This window comes from Fructilactobacillus vespulae (assembly GCF_047324295.1).
In the GTDB taxonomy this organism is placed as follows: domain Bacteria; phylum Bacillota; class Bacilli; order Lactobacillales; family Lactobacillaceae; genus Fructilactobacillus; species Fructilactobacillus vespulae.
In genome coordinates this window covers 1,379,725-1,398,799 of sequence record NZ_CP137138.1, presented here as the reverse complement: position 1 = coordinate 1,398,799, position 19,075 = coordinate 1,379,725, and the positions used below count along the sequence as shown (strand labels likewise).

The window sequence follows — 19,075 nt, the reverse complement described above, 5'->3', positions numbered from 1 at the left end:
AAATCAAGAATGTTGATTTAACGGTGTTTAGCTCAAGCCAATACAACTAACTATGCCTATAAATGCACCCCGAGGGAATCGAACTCTCATCTCAAGAACCGGAATCTTACGTGCTATCCATTACACTAGGGGTGCGTGGTTACTAATCCATCATAAATGAAATTGACCACTTTGGCAATATAAAAAGGAAAGTGTTTTAGTTTGCAATGAATTTGTGGTTTGCTATACTAAAATCGTAGTTTTTTAAGAGGCTACCAGGTTTAACGTTTGTTAAAAACTAGCAGTGGTGTAATCGCTGACAATTTTTAATAAACGTGGTAATATATGTATGTATTAAAAAATTTGATAATCCTAAAGGAGGAAGCATATTATGACTGTAAAGATTGGTCTTAATGGTTTCGGAAGAATTGGTCGTCTAGCATTTAGACGTATTCACCAATTACATTCAAGCGATATTGAAGTGGTAGCAATCAATGATTTAACTACTCCATCAATGTTAGCTTACTTATTGAAGTATGATTCAGTTCACGGTAGATTCGACGGTAAAGTTGAAGCTACTGAAGACGCTATCATCGTTGATGGTAAACGTATCCCCGTTTACGCAGAACGTGATGCAAAAAATATTCCTTGGGTTAAAAATGATGGTGTAGACTTCGTACTTGAATGTACTGGTTTCTACACTTCAAAAGAAAAATCACAAGCTCATATCGATGCTGGTGCAAAACGTGTACTTATCTCAGCTCCTGCTGGTGATGTTACTACAATCGTTCCTGGTGTTAACGAAGACAGTCTTAAAGCAGACGATACTATCGTTTCAGCTGGTTCATGTACTACAAACTGTTTAGCACCAATGGCTTACTTCTTAAACGAAGACTTCGGTGTTAAAGTTGGTACTATGACTACTGTTCACGCATACACTGGTACTCAAGCACTTCAAGACGGTCCTCGTAGTGCTAAGTTTGCTAACAACCGTGCTGCTGCCGTTAATACTATTCCTCACAGTTCAGGTGCTGCCAAGGCTATTGGTCTTGTTATCCCAGAACTTGATGGTGTATTAAAAGGACACGCACAACGTGTTGCTGTTATCGACGGTTCATTAACTGAATTAGTTTCAGTTCTTGACAGAAACGTTACTGTTGATGAAATCAATGATTCAATGAAGAAACACTCAAACGAAAACTTTGGTTACGCTGAAGACTTCGTTGTTTCAACTGATATCATTGGTGATAATCACGGTTCAGTATTTGACCCAAGTCAAACTGAAATCGTTAAGAACGGTGACCTTGAATTAGTTAAGACTGTTGCTTGGTACGATAACGAATGGGGATTCACTTGTAACATGGTTCGCACATTGTTAAAATTTGCTGCAATGTAATTTGAATCTCAATTTTAGATTTTGTTTAAAAGGCGGAGGAGGGTAAACCTCTCCCGTTTTTTATTTATAAAAAATAATTTAGTGGAGGAATCGCAAATGAGTAAATTAATCATTGATGATTTAGAACTTAAAGGCAAAACAGTGTTAATGCGTGTTGACTTTAATGTTCCAATTAAAGATGGTGTTGTTGGTGACGATAACCGAATTGTCGCTGCATTACCATCAATTAAATGGGTTATTAATCACGGTGGAAAAGCAGTTCTTTTCTCACACCTTGGTAGAATTAAATCAGAAGACGATAAACCAGGTTTATCACTTCGTCCAGTTGCTGAAAAATTAGCAAAACTAATTGACAAGCCAGTTACTTTCGTTCCCGTTAACGAAGGTCCACAACTTGAGGAAGCAATTGCTGGCATGGAAGATGGTCAAATTCTTCTTGCTGAAAATACTCGTTACCAAGATGTTATTAATGGTGAAGTAGTTAAACGTGAATCAAAGAATGATCCTAAATTAGGTGAATACTGGGCTTCATTAGGTAATGTATTTGTGAACGATGCCTTTGGTACTGCTCACAGAAGTCATGCCTCAAACGTTGGAATTGCAACTGCAATGGAAAAAGATGGTAAACAAGTTGCTGCTGGTTTCTTACTTGAAAAAGAAATTAAGTTCCTTGGTAATGCCGTTGATAATCCAAAACACCCATTCGTTGCCATTTTAGGTGGTGCTAAAGTTTCTGATAAGATTGGTGTAATTGATCACTTATTAGATAAAGCCGATAAGATTATTATTGGTGGTGGTATGACATATACTTTCTACGCTGCTAAGGGAATTAGTATTGGTAACTCACTTGTTGAAAAAGATAAGATTGAAGTTGCTAAAGACATTCTTGAAAAAGCAGGAAATAAAATTGTCTTACCAGTTGACTCAGTAGTTGCACCTGAATTTTCTAATGATGCCGAAGCCAAAGTAGTTGATGGTGCAATTCCAGAAGGTATGATGGCCTTAGACATTGGTCCTAAATCTATTTCATTATTTGAAAAAGTTCTTTCAGACGCTAAAACAGTTGTTTGGAATGGACCAATGGGTGTCTTTGAAATGCCTAAATATGCTGAAGGTACATTATCAGTGGGTCGTTTCTTAGGTACTCTAAATGATGCTACAACTATTGTTGGTGGTGGTGATTCAACTGCTGCTGTTAAGCAATTAGGAGTTGCTGATCAATTAACTCATATTTCAACCGGTGGTGGAGCTTCACTTGAATATCTTGAAGGTAAAACGCTTCCTGGTATTGCTTGCGTTTCAAACAAATAATTAATTAAAATCGTTAGGAGTTTTTCCTAACGATTTTTTGTTTGTGTCTGGCTAGTTATTTTGTGTTTTTTCGGCTAAAATAAGGTGATGAAGAGAGGAGGAATATTATGCGTGTTCCTTTTATTGGGGGAAATTGGAAAATGAATCTGTCATTAACTGAAGCAGTGGCTTTTGTTGATGAACTTAAGCAACAATTACCTGATAAAAATGAAGTTGAAACAGTAATTGCTGCTTCGCCACTGTTTTTATCTGCAATGATAGATCATAGTTTAAATAGTCCTTTACAAATTGCTGCCGAAAATTGTTTTTATGAAGATTACGGGGCTTTTACAGGTGAAGTCAGTCCGAAAAGTTTAGCCGAAATAAAGGTTCCCTATGTAATCGTCGGGCATTCTGAGCGGCGGCGCTACTTTAATGAAACAAATGATATTGTTAATAAAAAAGTTCACTCTATCCTTCGTAACCAAATGACACCAATTATTTGTTGTGATGAAACAATGGGAAGTTTAGATAGCGGTGATCACTTTGCTTGGGTGGTCAATCAAATTACTACCGCACTTCATGGAATTGATGAAGAAGTGGCCAAACAAGTTGTAATTGCCTACGAACCTAGTTGGGCAATTGGGACGGGAAACAGTGCTTCAACCTCTGAAGCAGAAGAGGGTTGTTATTTGATTCGACAAACATTGGCTGACATTTATTCAGATGAAGTGGCCGATGAAATCCGAATCTTGTATGGTGGCAGTGTAAATGATCAAAACATTGTTAAACTAATGCAAGAACCAGATATTGATGGTGTTTTAGCCGGAAAAGCTAGCCTACAACCCAGTGAATTTGTGAAATTGGCTAATTTTAAACGCCTTAAATAAATGTGTAAATTTATTGCAATGTTCGTTTTAAAACTGTAAAATTTAGATGTAAAAATAATTTGATTTTAAATTACTAAGGAGATTTATTATGTCACTTATTTCTGATGTATATGCACGCGAAGTCTTAGACTCACGTGGTAATCCAACTGTTGAAGCTGAAGTTTACACTGAAGATGGTGCAATGGGACGTGGAATCGTTCCTTCTGGTGCCTCAACTGGTGAACACGAAGCCGTTGAATTACGTGATGGTAACAAAGATCGTTACTTAGGTAAGGGTGTTACTAAAGCTGTTGCTAACGTTAACGACAAGATTGCCAAAGAAATTATTGGTTATGACGTTACTGACCAATTAGGAATTGACCAAGCTATGATTAAGCTTGATGGAACTCCTAACAAGGGTAAATTAGGTGCAAATGCTATTCTTGCTGTATCAATTGCTGCTGCAAGAGCTGCTGCTGACGAACTTGGCACACCTCTATACAATTACTTAGGTGGATTTGATGCACATCTTCTTCCAACACCAATGATGAACGTTATCAATGGTGGTGCCCACGCTAACAACAAGGTTGATTTCCAAGAATTCATGATCATGCCTGTTGGTGCACCTACATTTAAGGAAGCTGTTCGTATGGGTTCAGAAACTTTCCATGCTCTTAAAGCTATCTTAAATGAAAAAGGTTACTCAACTGCCGTTGGTGATGAAGGTGGTTTTGCTCCTGACTTGAAGAACAACGAAGAACCATTTGAAATTCTTATCGAAGCAATTAAACGTGCTGGTTACAAACCAGGTAAAGACGTTTCAATCGCCTTTGACTGTGCTTCATCAGAATTTTACGATCCAGAAACTAAGCAATACAACTTAGTAGGTGATGGTAAATCATACACTGCTTCTGAATTTGTTGACTTACTTGAAAGCATCGTTGACAAGTACCCAATCATTTCAATCGAAGATCCTTTGGATGAAAATGAATGGGAAGATTGGCAAATGGCTACTGAAAAACTTGGTAAAAAAGTACAACTTGTTGGAGATGACTTATTCGTTACCAACACTGATTACCTTGAAAAAGGTATCACTATGGGTGTTGCCAACTCAATCCTTATCAAGCTTAACCAAATTGGTAGCTTAACTGAAACTGTTAACGCTGTTAACATGGCTAAAGAAGCTGGTTACACTGCTATTATTTCACACCGTTCTGGTGAAACTGAAGACACAACTATTTCTGATTTAGTTGTTGCTTTAAATGCTGGTCAAATTAAGACTGGTTCAATGAGCCGTAGTGAAAGAATTGCTAAGTACAACCAATTAATGAGAATTGAAGATCAACTTGGTTCAATTTCAGAATACAAGGGAATTCACTCATTCTACAACTTGAGCAAACAAGCTCGTGAAGATGTAATTAGTAAATAATTATTAGATTAAGAACTACTAGCATTGCTAGTGGTTCTTTTTTTATGTGATAAATTCCATGATTAGGAAATTGATAATAGACGTGTTATAATTAAAACATTGATTAATAGACCCCTTTAGTTTTAATGGGTAGGAGGAATTTTTTTGACTAACTTCTTAATGATATTATTGTGGATTGTTAGTGTACTGATAATTGGTGCTGTATTAATGCAACCATCCAAAAATAATGATGCGATGTCATCATTTAGTGGTGGTGCAAGTGACTTATTTTCAGAATCAAAAGCACGTGGATTTGAATCATTTATCCAAAAAGTAACTGTAATATTAGGTATATTATTTTTTGTTATTGCATTGATTCTAATGTGGATATCAGGACATTAAAAAACTTCTGTCTATTACAGAAGTTTTTTTTACTAAAGGATTAAAAAACGTTAATTTGTAGTTAGACTACTTTAAACGGGAAAAGGAATAAAATAGTGCAAGATAATAAATTAAAAAGCGAAATTAAGCAAGAGCTAGAAGCTCATCCAAACGTCGACTACCAAGTTGAAGATCTCGCTGATGCTTTAAAGTATCATGGATCAGCTGCATTTAAGCTAATCATTCAAGAATTAGCTACCCTAGAACGCGAAAGAGTAGTGGTGGTTACTAGTGAAGGAAACTTTAAAATTAACCCGCAAGAATTAAAGTTAGAGGGTGTTTTTCACTCTAACCCCAAGGGATTTGGTTTTGTTGCCTACGATGAAGAATTAGAAGATGCCTTCATTGCGCCAGATGATACTATGAGTGCGATGAATTTGGATAAAGTTGAAATTCAAATTACCAAACCAGCACAAAAGGGTTCAGACAGAGGACCAGCTGCCAAGGTTACTAACATTGTTGAACGTCATTACACTCATGTAGTGGGTGAATTTTTCAAAACAGAAAATGATCAAGGTTATGTTGGTCAAATTAAATTAAAAGATAAAAAGCTAACTGGATTGAAATTTTATGTGACTGACGTGGGAATCAATCCCACTCCTGGCGAAGTCGTTTTAGCAGACATTACTGAATATCCCAAAGCGGGATCAACTGACACGATGGTTGGAGTTGCAAAACAAGTAATTGGTAGCGTTGATGATCCCGGAATTGATATTTTACAAGTGGTATATGCTCATGATGTACCTTCACAATTTCCAGAAGATGTTATGCAAGAAGCAGATGCCATTCCTGATCATGTTCTTCCTGAGGAAATGGAAGGCAGAGAAGACATTACTGATCAAGACTTGGTTACAATTGACGCAGAAGAATCAAAAGATTTGGATGACGCGGTAACTGCCTGGAAATTACCAAATGGAAATTATCATTTAGGAGTTCATATTGCAGACGTTAGTCACTATGTTAAGGAAGGTAGCTTGTTAGACCAAGAAGCCTATAAACGTGGAACTTCTTGCTATTTAACTGACCGAGTAATTCCAATGCTACCAAGACGACTTTCAAATGGGATTTGTTCTTTAAATGAAAAACAACTTCGTTTATGTATGAGTTGTGACATGGAAATTACTCCCCAAGGAAAAGTGATTAAGTCACGAGTACATCCTAGTGTTATGCGTTCTAAAGCCAGAATGACTTATAACGCCGTGAATGACATTATTGAAAATAAAGATGCAGAAACTAGAGAAAAGTATTCAGATTTAGTTCCCATGTTTGAAGTGATGGGTGAATTGCACCAAATTTTATATAAGGCCCGTCGCCGTCGTGGAGCCATTGATTTTAATGATGATGAAGCAAAAATTATTGTTGATGAAAGTGGACACCCAATTGACATTCAATTAAGAACTCGTGGTACAGCAGAACGTTTAATTGAATCATTTATGTTGGCTGCTAATGAAACAGTGGCAGAAACATATCATAAACTAAAGGTTCCATTCATCTATCGTATCCATGAGGTTCCTGAAGCAACCCGAGTTAAGACGTTCTTTGAATTCTTAACTGCTTTTGGAATTAACGTTAAATCTGATCCTGATCATTTATCTCCTAAGACCTTGCAAAATATTTTAACTAGAGTTGAAGGTCGACCAGAAGAAGCAATGGTTTCGGTAATGCTTTTAAGAAGTATGCAACAAGCCAAATATAGTGAAAAATGTGTGGGTCACTTTGGTTTAGGTGCCGAATACTATACTCACTTTACTTCACCAATTCGGAGATACCCAGATATGTCAATTCATCGTTTGATTCACTTCTATGAAGAACAAGGAATCAATGATGATACCAAGGCTAAGTATGCTGATGCAGTTGCAGAAATTGGTGTTCATAGTTCTGAAACGGAACGAAGAGCAGTTGATACTGAACGTTCAGTAGATGCGATGATGAAGGCCGAATATATGAGTGATCGAATTGGCCAAGTATTTGATGGAGTGGTTAGTTCAGTATTGAAATTCGGAATTTTCATTCAATTACCAAATACAGTTGAAGGTTTGGTTCATATTAGTCGAATGAAAGACGATTATTACCAATTTGTTGAAAAATATATGGCATTGGTGGGTAGAAATACCAAGCGAACTTTCAAAATCGGACAAGATATTAAAATCAAGTGTGTGTCTGTTGATGTTGATCAAAGTGCAGTTGATTTTGAAATTATGGATATTGAAGATACCCCAGTGAGTGATTTATTGCCTAAACGTCAAAATCATACTAAGGGACGGTTTAACAGTCGCAACGGTAAAGATAATCACTCTCGTAATGGTAAACGTCGTAATAATAACCGCAATGATCATAAATCATCACACAAATTTACAATCGAAAAGCGTAAATAAGGACTGAAGTTGAGATGGTAAAAAAGAAGAGTAAGCCAAATGATAATAATGTAATGGCTACCAATCGAAAAGCGCGTCATGATTATTTTATTGAGGAAACTTATGAAGCAGGAATTGCTTTAACAGGAACTGAAATTAAATCGATTCGAGAACGACGGTTAAATCTAAAAGATGGATTTGTTTCAATTCGAAATGGGGAAGCCCTTCTACAAAATGTTCATATTAATGAATATACTGAAGGAAACCAATTTAATCATGATCCGTTACGAAGTCGAAAATTGCTTTTGCACAAGCGTGAAATTAAAAAATTAGGGGATGCTGTCGCCACTAAGGGAGTAACCGTTGTTCCACTTAAAGTTTATTTAAAGCATAACTTTGCAAAAGTACTGATTGGAATTGCTAAGGGTAAACGTGAATACGATAAACGTCACGATATTAAGGCCCGTGAGCAAAAACGCCAAATTGATCGAGTTATGAAACATTACTAGACCGAACTAATTAGATATATGTAAAAATAGCTCTTGAATTTAAAAATAAGTTCATCGGCTTTTTTTGTAAAAACTATGTTAATATATTCACGAGGTGGGAAAGTTGAAGCAATTTATTGATAACGATTGGTGGCCAATCCTAGAACCAGAGTTTGAAAAGCCTTACTATCAAAAGTTACGTCGTTTTTTAGTGGATGAATATGAGAAGTATACAATTTATCCAACGATGCAAAGGATTTTTCAGGCGTTTGAATGGACTTCTTTTAGTCAAACAAAGGTGGTTATTCTTGGCCAAGATCCCTATCACGGACCTCATCAAGCAATTGGTTTGAGTTTTGCCGTTGAACCAGGTGTCAAATTACCGCCGTCATTACGGAACATTTATAAAGAGCTAAACAGTGATTTAGGAATTGAACCGGTAGAACACGGTTATTTAAAACGGTGGGCTGATCAAGGAGTTTTACTTTTAAACTCAGTACTAACTGTTCGTGATGGGGTGGCTTTTTCACATCAAAATGAAGGTTGGGAAATGTTGACTGATTACGCAATTACCGAATTGTCTAAGCGGACGGAACCGGTAGTCTTTATTTTGTGGGGAAATGCTGCACGCAAAAAAATTAAACTTATTGATGAAGAAACTAATGTAGTAATTCAGTCTGCGCATCCTAGTCCGTTGTCAGCTTATCGAGGATTTTTTGGTTCTCGACCATTTTCGAAGACCAACATTGCGCTAGAGGCGATGGGAGAGACACCAATTGATTGGCAACTTCCTGAGCACGTAACGTTTAAATAATTGGAGGAAATCATGGATTTATTTGAAAGTTTAAAAACTAAAGTTAAAGGAAAACAAATTAAATTAGTTTTTCCAGAAGGTGAAGATCAACGAATTATTCAAGCCGCTGCTAGATTATTAAATGATAATTTAGCTGCTCCGGTTTTATTAGGTAACGAAGCCAAAATTGAGGAACAAGCCCAAGAATTAAACATTGATTTAACTGGTTTAGAAATCATCGATTTAGATCGAGTTTCTGAAATTATTAAAGAACAAATGATTCAGGCAATTGTTGAAAGAAGAAACGGAAAGACTACTGCCGAACAAGCTGCTCAATGGCTAAAAGATCCTAATTATTTTGGAACGACCATGGTTTATATGAATGACGTAGATGGAATGGTGTCAGGAGCTGCTCATCCAACTGGTGATACGGTCCGTCCGGCATTACAAATTATTAAAACTAAACCCGGGGTTAAATTAATTAGTGGGTCATTTATTATGCAAAAGGATGATCAACGTTATCTTTTTGCTGATTGTGCAATTAACATTAATCCTAACGAAGCACAATTAGCTGAAATCGCGGTTGAAAGTGGTAAAACTGCTCGTTTGTTTGATATTGATTCCAAAGTGGCTTTATTAAGTTTTTCAACTATGGGATCTGCTAAGAGTGAAGAAGTGGAAAAGGTAGCCAATGCAACTAAACTAGCCAAAGAAATGGCACCAGAAATGCCAATTGATGGTGAATTACAATTTGATGCGGCCTTTGTTCCAGAAGTTGCTAAATCAAAGGCACCAGATTCTAAGGTTGCTGGTAACGCAAATGTCTTTGTATTTCCAGACCTGGAAGCCGGTAACATTAGTTATAAAGTTGCACAACGGCTTGGTGGTTTTGAAGCGATTGGACCTATTTTACAAGGATTAAATAAACCAGTTTCAGATTTATCACGAGGCTGTAACAGTGAGGATGTCTACAAAGTAGCAATTATTACTGCGGGACAAACGTTAGCCGATGACTAAGAATTTAAATTTAAAAGTTAAAAGTCCAGAACAGACTGAAAAACTAGGCCAAAGTATTTCTAAATTGCTGAAACCAGGTGATGTTTTACTGCTTGATGGTGATTTAGGTGCGGGAAAAACAACCTTTACTAAGGGATTGGCCTTAGGATTAGGAATTAAACGAAACATTAAAAGTCCGACTTTTACAATTATTCGTGAATATCAAGACGGACGCCTTCCCTTGTATCATATGGATGTCTATCGCTTAGAAACGGGTGGTAGTGATGAACTTGGGCTAGACGAATATTTTGATGGCGATGGTGTGAGTGTAGTTGAATGGTCTAAGTTTGCGGATAGCGAATTACCTAATGAGTATTTAAGATTGCAGTTTAAACGATTAGATCAATTGGGTGAAAATGACCGTGAGATTGATTTGATTGCTAAAGGAGATCATTTTGAAAAAATTATTGAAACTGAGGGATTAGCAATTAATGGAAAATGATGTAGAAATCCGAATTGTAGCAGCCCAACCAGCCGATGCCAATGACTTAATTGCGTTATTAAATAAATTGGAAACAGAATCTGATTTTTTTGAATTAAATGTTGATTTGCACAAAATTGATGCTGAAGAATTACAGCAACAAATTTACCAAATTCAAGTTTCCGGTTCAAATCTAATTTTATTGGCGGTTGCAGGTGAAAAATTAATTGGTATTACGACCGTTACGGAGGTTAAACCCGGGGTTGGTGAATTAGGAATCGCTGTTTTAGCTGATTATCAAAGGATGGGATTAGGTACCTTACTATTAGATTCAATTATTGAATGGCAACAACAAGATAGTAAATTGGATAATTTACTTCTAGAAGTCTTAACTGCCAACAAACCAGCCCAAAAATTGTACGAAAAGATGGGCTTTAAAACAATTTCTGAAACGAAAAATTCAATTAAAATGAGTTTAAATTAAAAGCGATGACATTTGTCATCGCTTTTTTTAAATATTTTTAACGAAGGGTCGAATTGCTTCATCGCCAAATTTTTGGTGTTGGTAAATTAAAATGTTAGCACACGCTAAACTATCATCTAACGCATTATGATGATGTTCTAATTTGATGCCTAGTTCTTCACTAACAGTATTTAGCTTGTGATTGCTAAAGCCGGGATAAAACTTTTTAGAAGTTTTAACGGTATCCAGAGTTTGATAGTGTGCTATTGGTAGCCGATAACGCTCTAAACTTTTCTTTAAAACACTGTTATCGAATTGGTTGTTGTGAGCAATTACTAATCGATTTCTTTTAAAGAAGGGTTTGATGATTTCCCAAATTTCAGGGAAAGTAGGGGCGTCTTTAACATCCTTACTATGAATTCCGTGAACCTGAATATTACGCCAATTAAAGTCGACTTCAGGATTGATTAGTGAGTAGAATTCATCGACCACCTTATCATCGCGAACTACAGTTAGTGCTAAAGAACATGCACTTGCTCTTTGGTTAGCTGCAGTTTCAAAGTCAAATGCCACAAAATTCATCTTGATGGTTATCCTTTCTCATCTAAATTATTGGTAGTTAGTTGAAGGGGACAATGGGTAGAACCAGGAATGGTATCAAAAATTCGCATTGATACAAGTTCAGGATTAAGCTGATTTGAAGCTAAGAAATAGTCGGTACGCCAACCCTGATTTTTCATTCTAGCCATTTCTGTATCTTTCCAACAAGTATACTTGGCCTCGTTGGGGTGAAATTCTCGGAAAACGTCTGTTAAGCCTGAGTTAATCAACTCATTGAATTGGTTAATTTCTGGTTCGGTATTTCCAGCGGTATTTTTGCGTTTATCAGCTTTAGCTAAATCCTGACTGGTAGGAGTTACATTGAGAGTTCCACTTAGAATAACCGGTTTCGTAGTTTCCAATTTTTCCACATAGTCATTCAGTTGTTTCATCCAAAAAACTTTTTGATCTAGATTAACTAATTCTTTTCCAGCGGCTGGGGAATTAACATTGACTAAATAATAGTTTTCAAACTCTAAAGTTTGTATCCGACCTTGTTTGTCAGAATCAGCTTCTGAGGTACCAAAACTAGTAGAAAGTGGTTTGATTTTGGTAAATACTGCAGTTCCCCCAACACCATTTTGGGTATTATTAAAGTATTGATAATATTGATTAGGTAAATTAATATTATTTTCGTTGTCACTTACTTTGGTTTCTTGTATACAAACTAAATCAGGGTTTGCTGCCTCAATAAATTCTAAAAAATTTTCTTTTAAGATTGCAGGAATTCCGTTAACATTCCAAGAGATAAAATTCATACGTAGTCCTCCTTAATGTATTTTTAGTATATCACGAATGGTTTCTTCCATGGTTTTAACTGATGGTGCGTGATAAAATGAATAATGAATCACGAAAGGAATTTAAACATGGTAGTTAATTTAACGGAACAATTTAAAGATATTAAAATATTAAAAAATGAACCCTTATCGAATTATACTTGGACTAAAACGGGAGGGAAGGCTGAATTTTTAGCATTTCCCACCTCAGTTGATCAAACTCAAGCACTGTTAGAATTTGCTCAGCAAAATCAGATTCCAGTAACCGTTTTAGGAAACGCCAGTAATTTAATCGTTAGTGATAACGGAATTGTGGGATTAACCTTGATTTTGACCGAAATGAAAAAAATTACAGTTGCTGGCGAACGAATTACGGCTGAAGCTGGTGCAGCTTACGTGAAGACCACTCAAGTTGCACAAGCTGCCGGATTAACTGGAATGGAGTTTGCTGCTGGAATTCCTGGAAGTATTGGTGGAGGAGTATACATGAACGCCGGTGCTTATGGCGGAGAAACTGACTATATTCTAGAAACCGCACAAGTCTTAGATCAAAACGGATCTGTGGTGACAATGACTAATGCAGAACTAGATTTTGGTTATCGCCATAGTAAAGTACAAGATAATGGCGGGATTGTCCTAGCAGCCACATTTAAATTGAAACCCGGAAATAAAACTTTAATTCAAATGGAAATGGATCATTTGAATTATCTTAGAAAGTCAAAACAACCTCTGGAATATCCTTCATGTGGATCTGTATTTAAGCGCCCTAAAGGACATTTTGCGGGCAAGCTAATCCATGATTCTGGCTTGCAAGGATACCGTTCTGGTGGAGCAGAAGTTTCTAAAAAACATGCGGGTTTTATTGTAAATGTTGATCATGCAACGGCTACTGATTATGAAAACGTTATTAAACACGTGCAAGAAACGGTTTGGGATAAGTTTAAAATTAAACTTGAAACGGAAGTTAGAGTTATTGGTAAATAAAAAAGAAATCAATCTTATGATTGATTTCTTTTTATTTTTCATCACTGGAAGCAAAAATCGTATAAATCCAATAAATCATTAGTTGAGCAATCGTCATTAAGACCACAAAGATTACCATCTGACGATTCCACATATTCATAAACAATTTAATGTAGAATTTAGGATTAACTAATAGATAAATGGTGTGAACACGAAGGAAACGACCGATGTATAAACCAACTGAACTAACAAATATCAGACCACATGTTACTACAAAATTGGTTACTCGATTTTGAATGTGTAGTTTAGCATTAATTGCTTTTGCAACGTGAATTAGTCCCCAAAATCCAATGAAAGCACAAGTTAAAGCGCTAATTAGCAAGCTAGTATATAAGAACCAGATGTGGCTATCTAATTTTAATAATCCATTAATATCGCTAGAATGAAGCCAGGATAGATGTAATAAATCAGTTAAAATATAGGGGGCATTTGGGTAAAAGACCACCCACACGGCCGTTAAAAACCAGAATACTAAAATATTTTGTTTGGGCTGATCTCCGATGTGAAAACTAACTTCAATTGGAATATAACCTAAAAACGTATTTAGTAGTAAAAAGCCAAAGAGTGAATCTTTGATAAATAGTTTGATAAAAATTAGCCAAATTAGGAAGAAAACTCTAATTTGCCATTTTTTACTTTTTGACATAACAATCACCTCTAATTATATAATAACGAAAAAATAAAATAATTTAACGGTTAAACTATTATTTTATTAAAATATTTAGTCTTTAATCAAAAGGCCTTCTATTAAGACTACTATTGGTAGTGTTATAATTAGAACTGAATATTTTAGGGAGGGTAGCCGATTTATGAATGTCAATTGGAGTAACATTTTAACGATTCATAACTTAAGTAATGTAATTGATATCGTAGTAGTTTGGATTTTAATCTATGAATTAATTATGCTAATGCGCGGAACGAGATCAATCCAACTATTTCGCGGAATTATAGTACTAATCATTGCCAAAGTAATTAGTTGGTATCTGGGTTTAACCATGACAACTTGGATTTTGAACCAGGTAATTAATTGGGGAGTCATTGGAATTATTGTAGTATTTCAGCCGGAAATTAGACGTGCGCTGGAGAAACTGGGACGACAGTCGTATTTTAAACAATCCCAACAGGAAAATGCTAAAGCAGAAAAATTAATCGAAGCTTTAGATAAATCGATTCAATATATGTCAAAACGTAGAATTGGTGCTTTGATGAGTATCCAAATGAAAACTGGGTTAGAGGAATATATTGAAACGGGAATTCCGTTGAATGCTGATACCTCAAGCCAATTACTAATTAACATTTTCATCCCTAATACGCCATTACACGATGGAGCAGTAATTATTAAGGACTTTAAAGTTGCTTCAGCAGCCTCTTATTTGCCACTTTCGCAAAGTAATTTAATTCCTAAAGAATTAGGGACTAGACACCGGGCAGCAGTGGGTATTTCTGAAGTGACCGATGCAATTACAATTGTCATTTCTGAGGAAACTGGAGAAGTATCAATTACCAGAAATAATGAATTGCTTCGTGGCATGACACAAGTTGACTATAAAAAATACCTTAGAAGTCAATTAATTAAGAAAAATTCAGGAAACAATCGTCAATTAATCATTGGTGAAATTGCTGCTTTCTTTACGAAGCATTTTGGAAAGAGGTAAAGAATGAAGAAATTTTTTGAAAGCAAAACCTTTTGCTTGTTAGTATCGTTATTTTGTTCTTTAAGTTTGTTTATGCTAGCGCATAATAATAAAACGTTAAAATCGACTAATAGTACTAATACACAGTTAACATCAAATGAAAGTCGTAGCGTTAGTGTGCCACTACAACTAAATGTTAATTCAGAAAAATACTTTGTAGTTGGTTATCCAAATAACGTCCGGGTTGATTTAACGGGTCCATCAGCGTTAGTGACTACGACAGCAAATACAAAAAACTTTAAAGTAGTTGCCGATTTAAATCGGTTGACAGCCGGAGTTCATGAAGTTAAATTGAAGCAAACTGGGTTAAACTCAGAACTAAAAGCAAAAATTAAACCAGAAAAAATTAAAGTAAATATTCAAGAACGTAAGACCGCTACTTATCCTGTTCAAGTAGATTATTCTAAAAAGAATATTGCGAGTGGATATAAGGTATCAAAAGCGGAAAAGGATATCAGTAAGGCCAAAATTACCGGTCCAGAAGAAGAAGTCAATAAGATTAAAAAAGTAGTTGCCAAAGTTCAATTAGATAAAACAATTGATAATAATTTAAAGCAGACTACTGTGATTGAAGCGCTTGATGAAAAAGGACAAACGGTTAACGTTGTCATTTCACCTTCAACAACAACGGTTAATTTAACGGTTGAAAAAGAAAATAGTTAGAATTATTAACGAATGGAGAAAATTATGAAATATTTTGGAACTGATGGAATTCGCGGAGTTGCTAATCAAGAATTAACCCCAGAACTAGCCTTTCGGGCTGGACGAGCTGGTGGTTATGCGCTAACTAAGCGTAGTTCTGATGATCATCAACCACGAGTTTTAGTTTCTAGAGATACTAGAATTTCTGGACAAATGTTAGAAGATGCCCTAGTAGCTGGATTGTTATCAGTGGGAATCGAAGTTGTTCGTTTAGGAATCGTAACGACCCCAGGAGTTGCCTATTTAGTTCGAGATCAAAACGCAGATGCAGGAGTTATGATTACAGCTTCCCATAATCCAGCTCAATATAACGGGATTAAGTTCTTTGGTGGTGATGGTTATAAACTATCTGATGAAATTGAAGCTGACATTGAAGAGATTTTAGAAAGTAGTTCAGATGATCTACCTCGTCCATCAGCTGCTGGATTAGGAACCGCAACTAACTATAATGAAGCGGGGCAAAAATATCTTCATTTTATTGCACAAAGTATTCCTGACAACCTAAATGGGATTAAGGTAACTGTTGATGCTGCTAATGGAGCCACCAGTGCGTTAATGCCTCGGTTATATGCTGACTTAGAACTAGACTTTACTACCATGGCTACTAATCCTAACGGAACAAATATTAATGACCAAGTTGGTTCAACTCATCCGGAAGAGTTGCAAAAGAAGGTAGTTGAAGATGGCTCACAATTAGGAATTGCCTTTGATGGTGATGGAGATCGTTGTATTGCAGTCGATGAGAACGGTGAACTGGTTGACGGTGATAAAATTATGTACATTTGTGGTAAATACATGAATGAACATGGTCGTTTGAAAAAGGACACGATTGTTACTACTGTAATGAGTAACTTGGGAATGTATAAAGCAATGGAAGCCAACGGGTTAAAGAGTGTAAAAACTAAAGTTGGAGATCGCTATGTCGTCGAAGAAATGAAGGCTAATGGTTATAATCTTGGTGGGGAACAGTCTGGACACATTGTTTTCTTTGACTTTGTAACCACCGGAGATGGAATGCTAACAAGTATCCAATTGATGTCAATCATGAAAGAAACCGGGAAGAAACTTTCTGAACTTGCCGCTGAGGTAACCAAATATCCACAAAGTTTAGTGAATGTGACCGTTAAAAATAAGAAAACGGCTATGGATCCAGCTCCCGTTCAAGAAATCATTAAAGAAGTTGAAACAGAGATGAATGGTGATGGACGCATTTTGGTTAGACCTAGTGGAACGGAACCATTATTACGTGTAATGGTGGAAGCACCTACTGAAAAGGAAAGTAACGATTATGCGCAAAGAATTGCTGAAGTAGTTGCTCAAAATAATGAATAAAAAAAAACAGCAGAAATGCTGTTTTTTTTTAAAATTATATAAAGTCTGACGTATACCAATTTATAGTTATTCTTTGACATGGTATCCTTAAAATACTATTATAGTCTATGTTACATAAATTAATAATATAAATTAAATGATATATACCAATTTGAAATGAGGAGTAATTATGTGTGGAGTAGTTGGAATTACTGGAAATGAAAATGCAACTAAAATTTTAGTTCATGGATTAGAAAAGCTTCAATATCGAGGATATGATTCTGCGGGAATTTTTGTTGATGATCAAGCGGGGTCAAACTTTTTAGTGAAAACCACTGGTAGTATTGCTGATTTAAACGAAAAAATAACACCAGAAGTACAGGGAACAGCAGGAATTGGTCATACTCGTTGGGCAACTCATGGGGGAGTTACTACAGAAAATGCTCATCCCCAATTTTCTGATGACAATCGTTTTTATTTAGTTCACAATGGTGTGATTGAAAATTACCAAGAATTAAAGGATGAATATCTCCAAGATGTTAAGTTCCATAGTCAAACTGATACTGAAGTAATTGTTCAGTTAGTTGATAAATTCTCAAAAGAAGGTCTTTCAACTAAGGATGCCTTTAAGAAAACTATTTCTTTATTAAAGAACGCTTCATATGCCTTTTTATTAATGGATAAAGAAGATCCAGAAACATTATACGTTGCTAAAAACAAGAGTCCTTTACTAATTGGATTAGGTGATCACTGCAACGTAGTATGTTCTGACTCAATTGCAATGCTAGATGTCACGAACACCTTTATGGAAATTCAAGATGGTGATGTATGTATTGTTAAACCGGATAGTGTTCAAGTTTATGATCAAGCCGGTGAGTTATCAGAAAGAAAACATTTTGAAGTAAACGTTGATCCTAGTGATTCTGAAAAAGGAACTTATCCATACTACATGCTTAAAGAAATTGATGAACAACCAAATGTAATGCGTAAGTTAGCTAAAGAGTACTTGGATGAAAATGGTAAACCAGTTATTAATGATCAATTATTAAAGGCAATGTCTCAGGCAGACCGTTTCTACATTGTGGGAGCTGGTACTAGTTATCACGCTGGTTTAGTTGGTAAAAAACAACTAGAAGCACTTACAGGAATTCCAACTGAAGTACACGTGGCTTCTGAATTTGCTTATGAAAAACCATTACTTTCAGAAAAACCATTCTTTATTTTCTTATCACAAAGTGGAGAAACCGCTGATAGCCGTCAAGTGTTAGTGAACGTTAATGCAAAAAAACTACCTAGTTTGACGATTACAAACGTTGCTAACTCAACTCTTTCTCGAGAAGCTGATTTCACTTTACTCTTAAATGCGGGACCAGAAATTTCAGTTGCTTCAACGAAAGCTTATACTGCACAAATTGCTTTAGAAGCAATTGTGGCTAAAGCAGTGGGAATGAGCAAAGGAAACCAAAAGGCAACCGATTTTGATCTTAAATACCAATTAGGATTAATTGCTACAGAAATGCAAAGTTTAGTAGAAGAAAAAGAAATTATTAATCAAGTTTCTAAAGATTACTTTGTGGATGCTAAACAAGCATTTTACATTGGACGGGGAGTTGACTACACAGTTTCACTTGAGTCAGCGTTGAAACTAAAAGAAATTTCTTATGTTCATGCAGAAGGATTTGCTTCAGGAGAACTAAAACACGGAACTATTGCTTTAATTGAGGAAGGGACGCCTGTAATCGGAATTATCACTCAAGATGATACCGCAGGATTAACTAGAAGTAATTTGGCTGAAACTGCTGCTCGAGGTGCTAAAACATTGGCAATTGCCAAGAAGAGTTTAGCTAAGCCAGAAGATACGTTTGTGATCGCGGATGTTGATGAATTATTGACACCATTGTTGAGTGTAATTCCAGCACAATTATTAGCCTACTATACTAGTTTAAATAAAGGACTTAACGTAGACTTACCACGTAATTTAGCAAAGAGTGTTACAGTAGAATAGTATTTA

Annotated in this window: 19 protein-coding genes and 1 tRNA gene; 16 read left to right on the top strand and 4 right to left on the bottom strand. The window is 35.9% G+C overall.

Translation table 11 applies throughout. From position 1 onward, the window contains the following. Positions 1-63 precede the first annotated feature (63 nt). Positions 64-135, bottom strand: a tRNA-Arg gene (locus R4B61_RS06940). Between the two features lie 235 nt (positions 136-370). Between R4B61_RS06940 and gap the strand changes: the two genes are divergently transcribed. The 11 genes from gap to R4B61_RS06885 all read left to right on the top strand — a co-directional run bounded on the left by gap (position 371) and on the right by R4B61_RS06885 (position 10,979). After that, complete coding sequence (gap, locus tag R4B61_RS06935; protein ID WP_413627531.1) at positions 371-1,375, top strand: type I glyceraldehyde-3-phosphate dehydrogenase; 1,005 nt, start codon at positions 371-373, stop codon at positions 1,373-1,375. 96 nt (positions 1,376-1,471) lie between these two features. Continuing rightward, entirely contained in the window at positions 1,472-2,686 is a 1,215-nt protein-coding gene (locus tag R4B61_RS06930) for a phosphoglycerate kinase (RefSeq protein ID WP_413627530.1), read from the top strand. Between the two features lie 107 nt (positions 2,687-2,793). After that, complete coding sequence (gene tpiA / locus R4B61_RS06925) at positions 2,794-3,555, top strand: triose-phosphate isomerase (RefSeq protein ID WP_413627529.1); 762 nt, start codon at positions 2,794-2,796, stop codon at positions 3,553-3,555. Positions 3,556-3,643: 88 nt separating this feature from the next. Further along, a complete protein-coding gene (gene eno, locus R4B61_RS06920) occupies positions 3,644-4,963 on the top strand; it encodes a phosphopyruvate hydratase (RefSeq protein WP_413627528.1) in 1,320 nt (439 codons plus the stop codon). Between the two features lie 144 nt (positions 4,964-5,107). Continuing rightward, on the top strand, positions 5,108-5,344 hold the full coding sequence (secG, locus tag R4B61_RS06915) for a preprotein translocase subunit SecG (RefSeq protein WP_413627527.1): 237 nt from the start codon (positions 5,108-5,110) through the stop codon (positions 5,342-5,344). A 95-nt stretch (positions 5,345-5,439) separates the two neighbouring features. Further along, on the top strand, positions 5,440-7,758 hold the full coding sequence (gene rnr / locus R4B61_RS06910; RefSeq protein ID WP_413627526.1) for a ribonuclease R: 2,319 nt from the start codon (positions 5,440-5,442) through the stop codon (positions 7,756-7,758). A gap of 14 nt (positions 7,759-7,772) precedes the next feature. Then, on the top strand, positions 7,773-8,246 hold the full coding sequence (gene smpB, locus R4B61_RS06905) for an SsrA-binding protein SmpB (RefSeq protein WP_413627525.1): 474 nt from the start codon (positions 7,773-7,775) through the stop codon (positions 8,244-8,246). A 103-nt stretch (positions 8,247-8,349) separates the two neighbouring features. Then, the gene (locus tag R4B61_RS06900) at positions 8,350-9,039 is read left to right on the top strand and encodes a uracil-DNA glycosylase (RefSeq protein WP_413627524.1); all 690 of its coding nucleotides are present in this window, start codon (positions 8,350-8,352) and stop codon (positions 9,037-9,039) included. 12 nt (positions 9,040-9,051) lie between these two features. Next, positions 9,052-10,035 (top strand): phosphate acetyltransferase, encoded by a 984-nt coding sequence (pta, locus tag R4B61_RS06895; protein WP_413627523.1) that lies wholly within the window; start codon positions 9,052-9,054, stop codon positions 10,033-10,035. Continuing rightward, complete coding sequence (gene tsaE / locus R4B61_RS06890; RefSeq protein ID WP_413627522.1) at positions 10,028-10,516, top strand: tRNA (adenosine(37)-N6)-threonylcarbamoyltransferase complex ATPase subunit type 1 TsaE; 489 nt, start codon at positions 10,028-10,030, stop codon at positions 10,514-10,516. Before pta ends, tsaE begins: the two co-directional genes overlap by 8 nt. After that, the gene (locus R4B61_RS06885) at positions 10,506-10,979 is read left to right on the top strand and encodes an N-acetyltransferase family protein (RefSeq protein WP_413627521.1); all 474 of its coding nucleotides are present in this window, start codon (positions 10,506-10,508) and stop codon (positions 10,977-10,979) included. The genes tsaE and R4B61_RS06885 overlap by 11 nt, the downstream gene beginning before the upstream one ends. Before the next feature lie 27 nt (positions 10,980-11,006). On the opposite strand, the gene R4B61_RS06880 is transcribed toward R4B61_RS06885, so the two are convergent. Further along, positions 11,007-11,540, bottom strand: coding sequence for a 3'-5' exonuclease (locus R4B61_RS06880; RefSeq protein WP_413627520.1), 534 nt, complete (start codon positions 11,538-11,540; stop codon positions 11,007-11,009). Positions 11,541-11,548: 8 nt separating this feature from the next. Next, complete coding sequence (locus R4B61_RS06875; RefSeq protein ID WP_413627519.1) at positions 11,549-12,316, bottom strand: exodeoxyribonuclease III; 768 nt, start codon at positions 12,314-12,316, stop codon at positions 11,549-11,551. Positions 12,317-12,424: 108 nt separating this feature from the next. Here R4B61_RS06875 and murB point away from each other — a divergent pair, with 108 nt between their 5' ends. Next, positions 12,425-13,318 (top strand): UDP-N-acetylmuramate dehydrogenase, encoded by an 894-nt coding sequence (gene murB, locus R4B61_RS06870; RefSeq protein WP_413627518.1) that lies wholly within the window; start codon positions 12,425-12,427, stop codon positions 13,316-13,318. 31 nt (positions 13,319-13,349) lie between these two features. On the opposite strand, the gene R4B61_RS06865 is transcribed toward murB, so the two are convergent. Next, positions 13,350-14,003, bottom strand: a complete 654-nt coding sequence (locus R4B61_RS06865; protein ID WP_413627517.1) for a DUF1361 domain-containing protein — start codon at positions 14,001-14,003, stop codon at positions 13,350-13,352. A 163-nt stretch (positions 14,004-14,166) separates the two neighbouring features. On the opposite strand from R4B61_RS06865, the gene cdaA reads away from it, so the two are divergent. The 4 genes from cdaA to glmS all read left to right on the top strand — a co-directional run bounded on the left by cdaA (position 14,167) and on the right by glmS (position 19,069). Further along, positions 14,167-15,012, top strand: a complete 846-nt coding sequence (gene cdaA / locus R4B61_RS06860; RefSeq protein ID WP_413627516.1) for a diadenylate cyclase CdaA — start codon at positions 14,167-14,169, stop codon at positions 15,010-15,012. 3 nt (positions 15,013-15,015) lie between these two features. After that, positions 15,016-15,714, top strand: coding sequence for a YbbR-like domain-containing protein (locus tag R4B61_RS06855; RefSeq protein ID WP_413627515.1), 699 nt, complete (start codon positions 15,016-15,018; stop codon positions 15,712-15,714). A gap of 24 nt (positions 15,715-15,738) precedes the next feature. Then, positions 15,739-17,085, top strand: coding sequence for a phosphoglucosamine mutase (glmM, locus tag R4B61_RS06850; protein ID WP_413627514.1), 1,347 nt, complete (start codon positions 15,739-15,741; stop codon positions 17,083-17,085). 169 nt (positions 17,086-17,254) lie between these two features. Beyond that, the gene (glmS, locus tag R4B61_RS06845) at positions 17,255-19,069 is read left to right on the top strand and encodes a glutamine--fructose-6-phosphate transaminase (isomerizing) (protein ID WP_413627513.1); all 1,815 of its coding nucleotides are present in this window, start codon (positions 17,255-17,257) and stop codon (positions 19,067-19,069) included. The last annotated feature ends 6 nt before the right edge of the window (positions 19,070-19,075 follow it).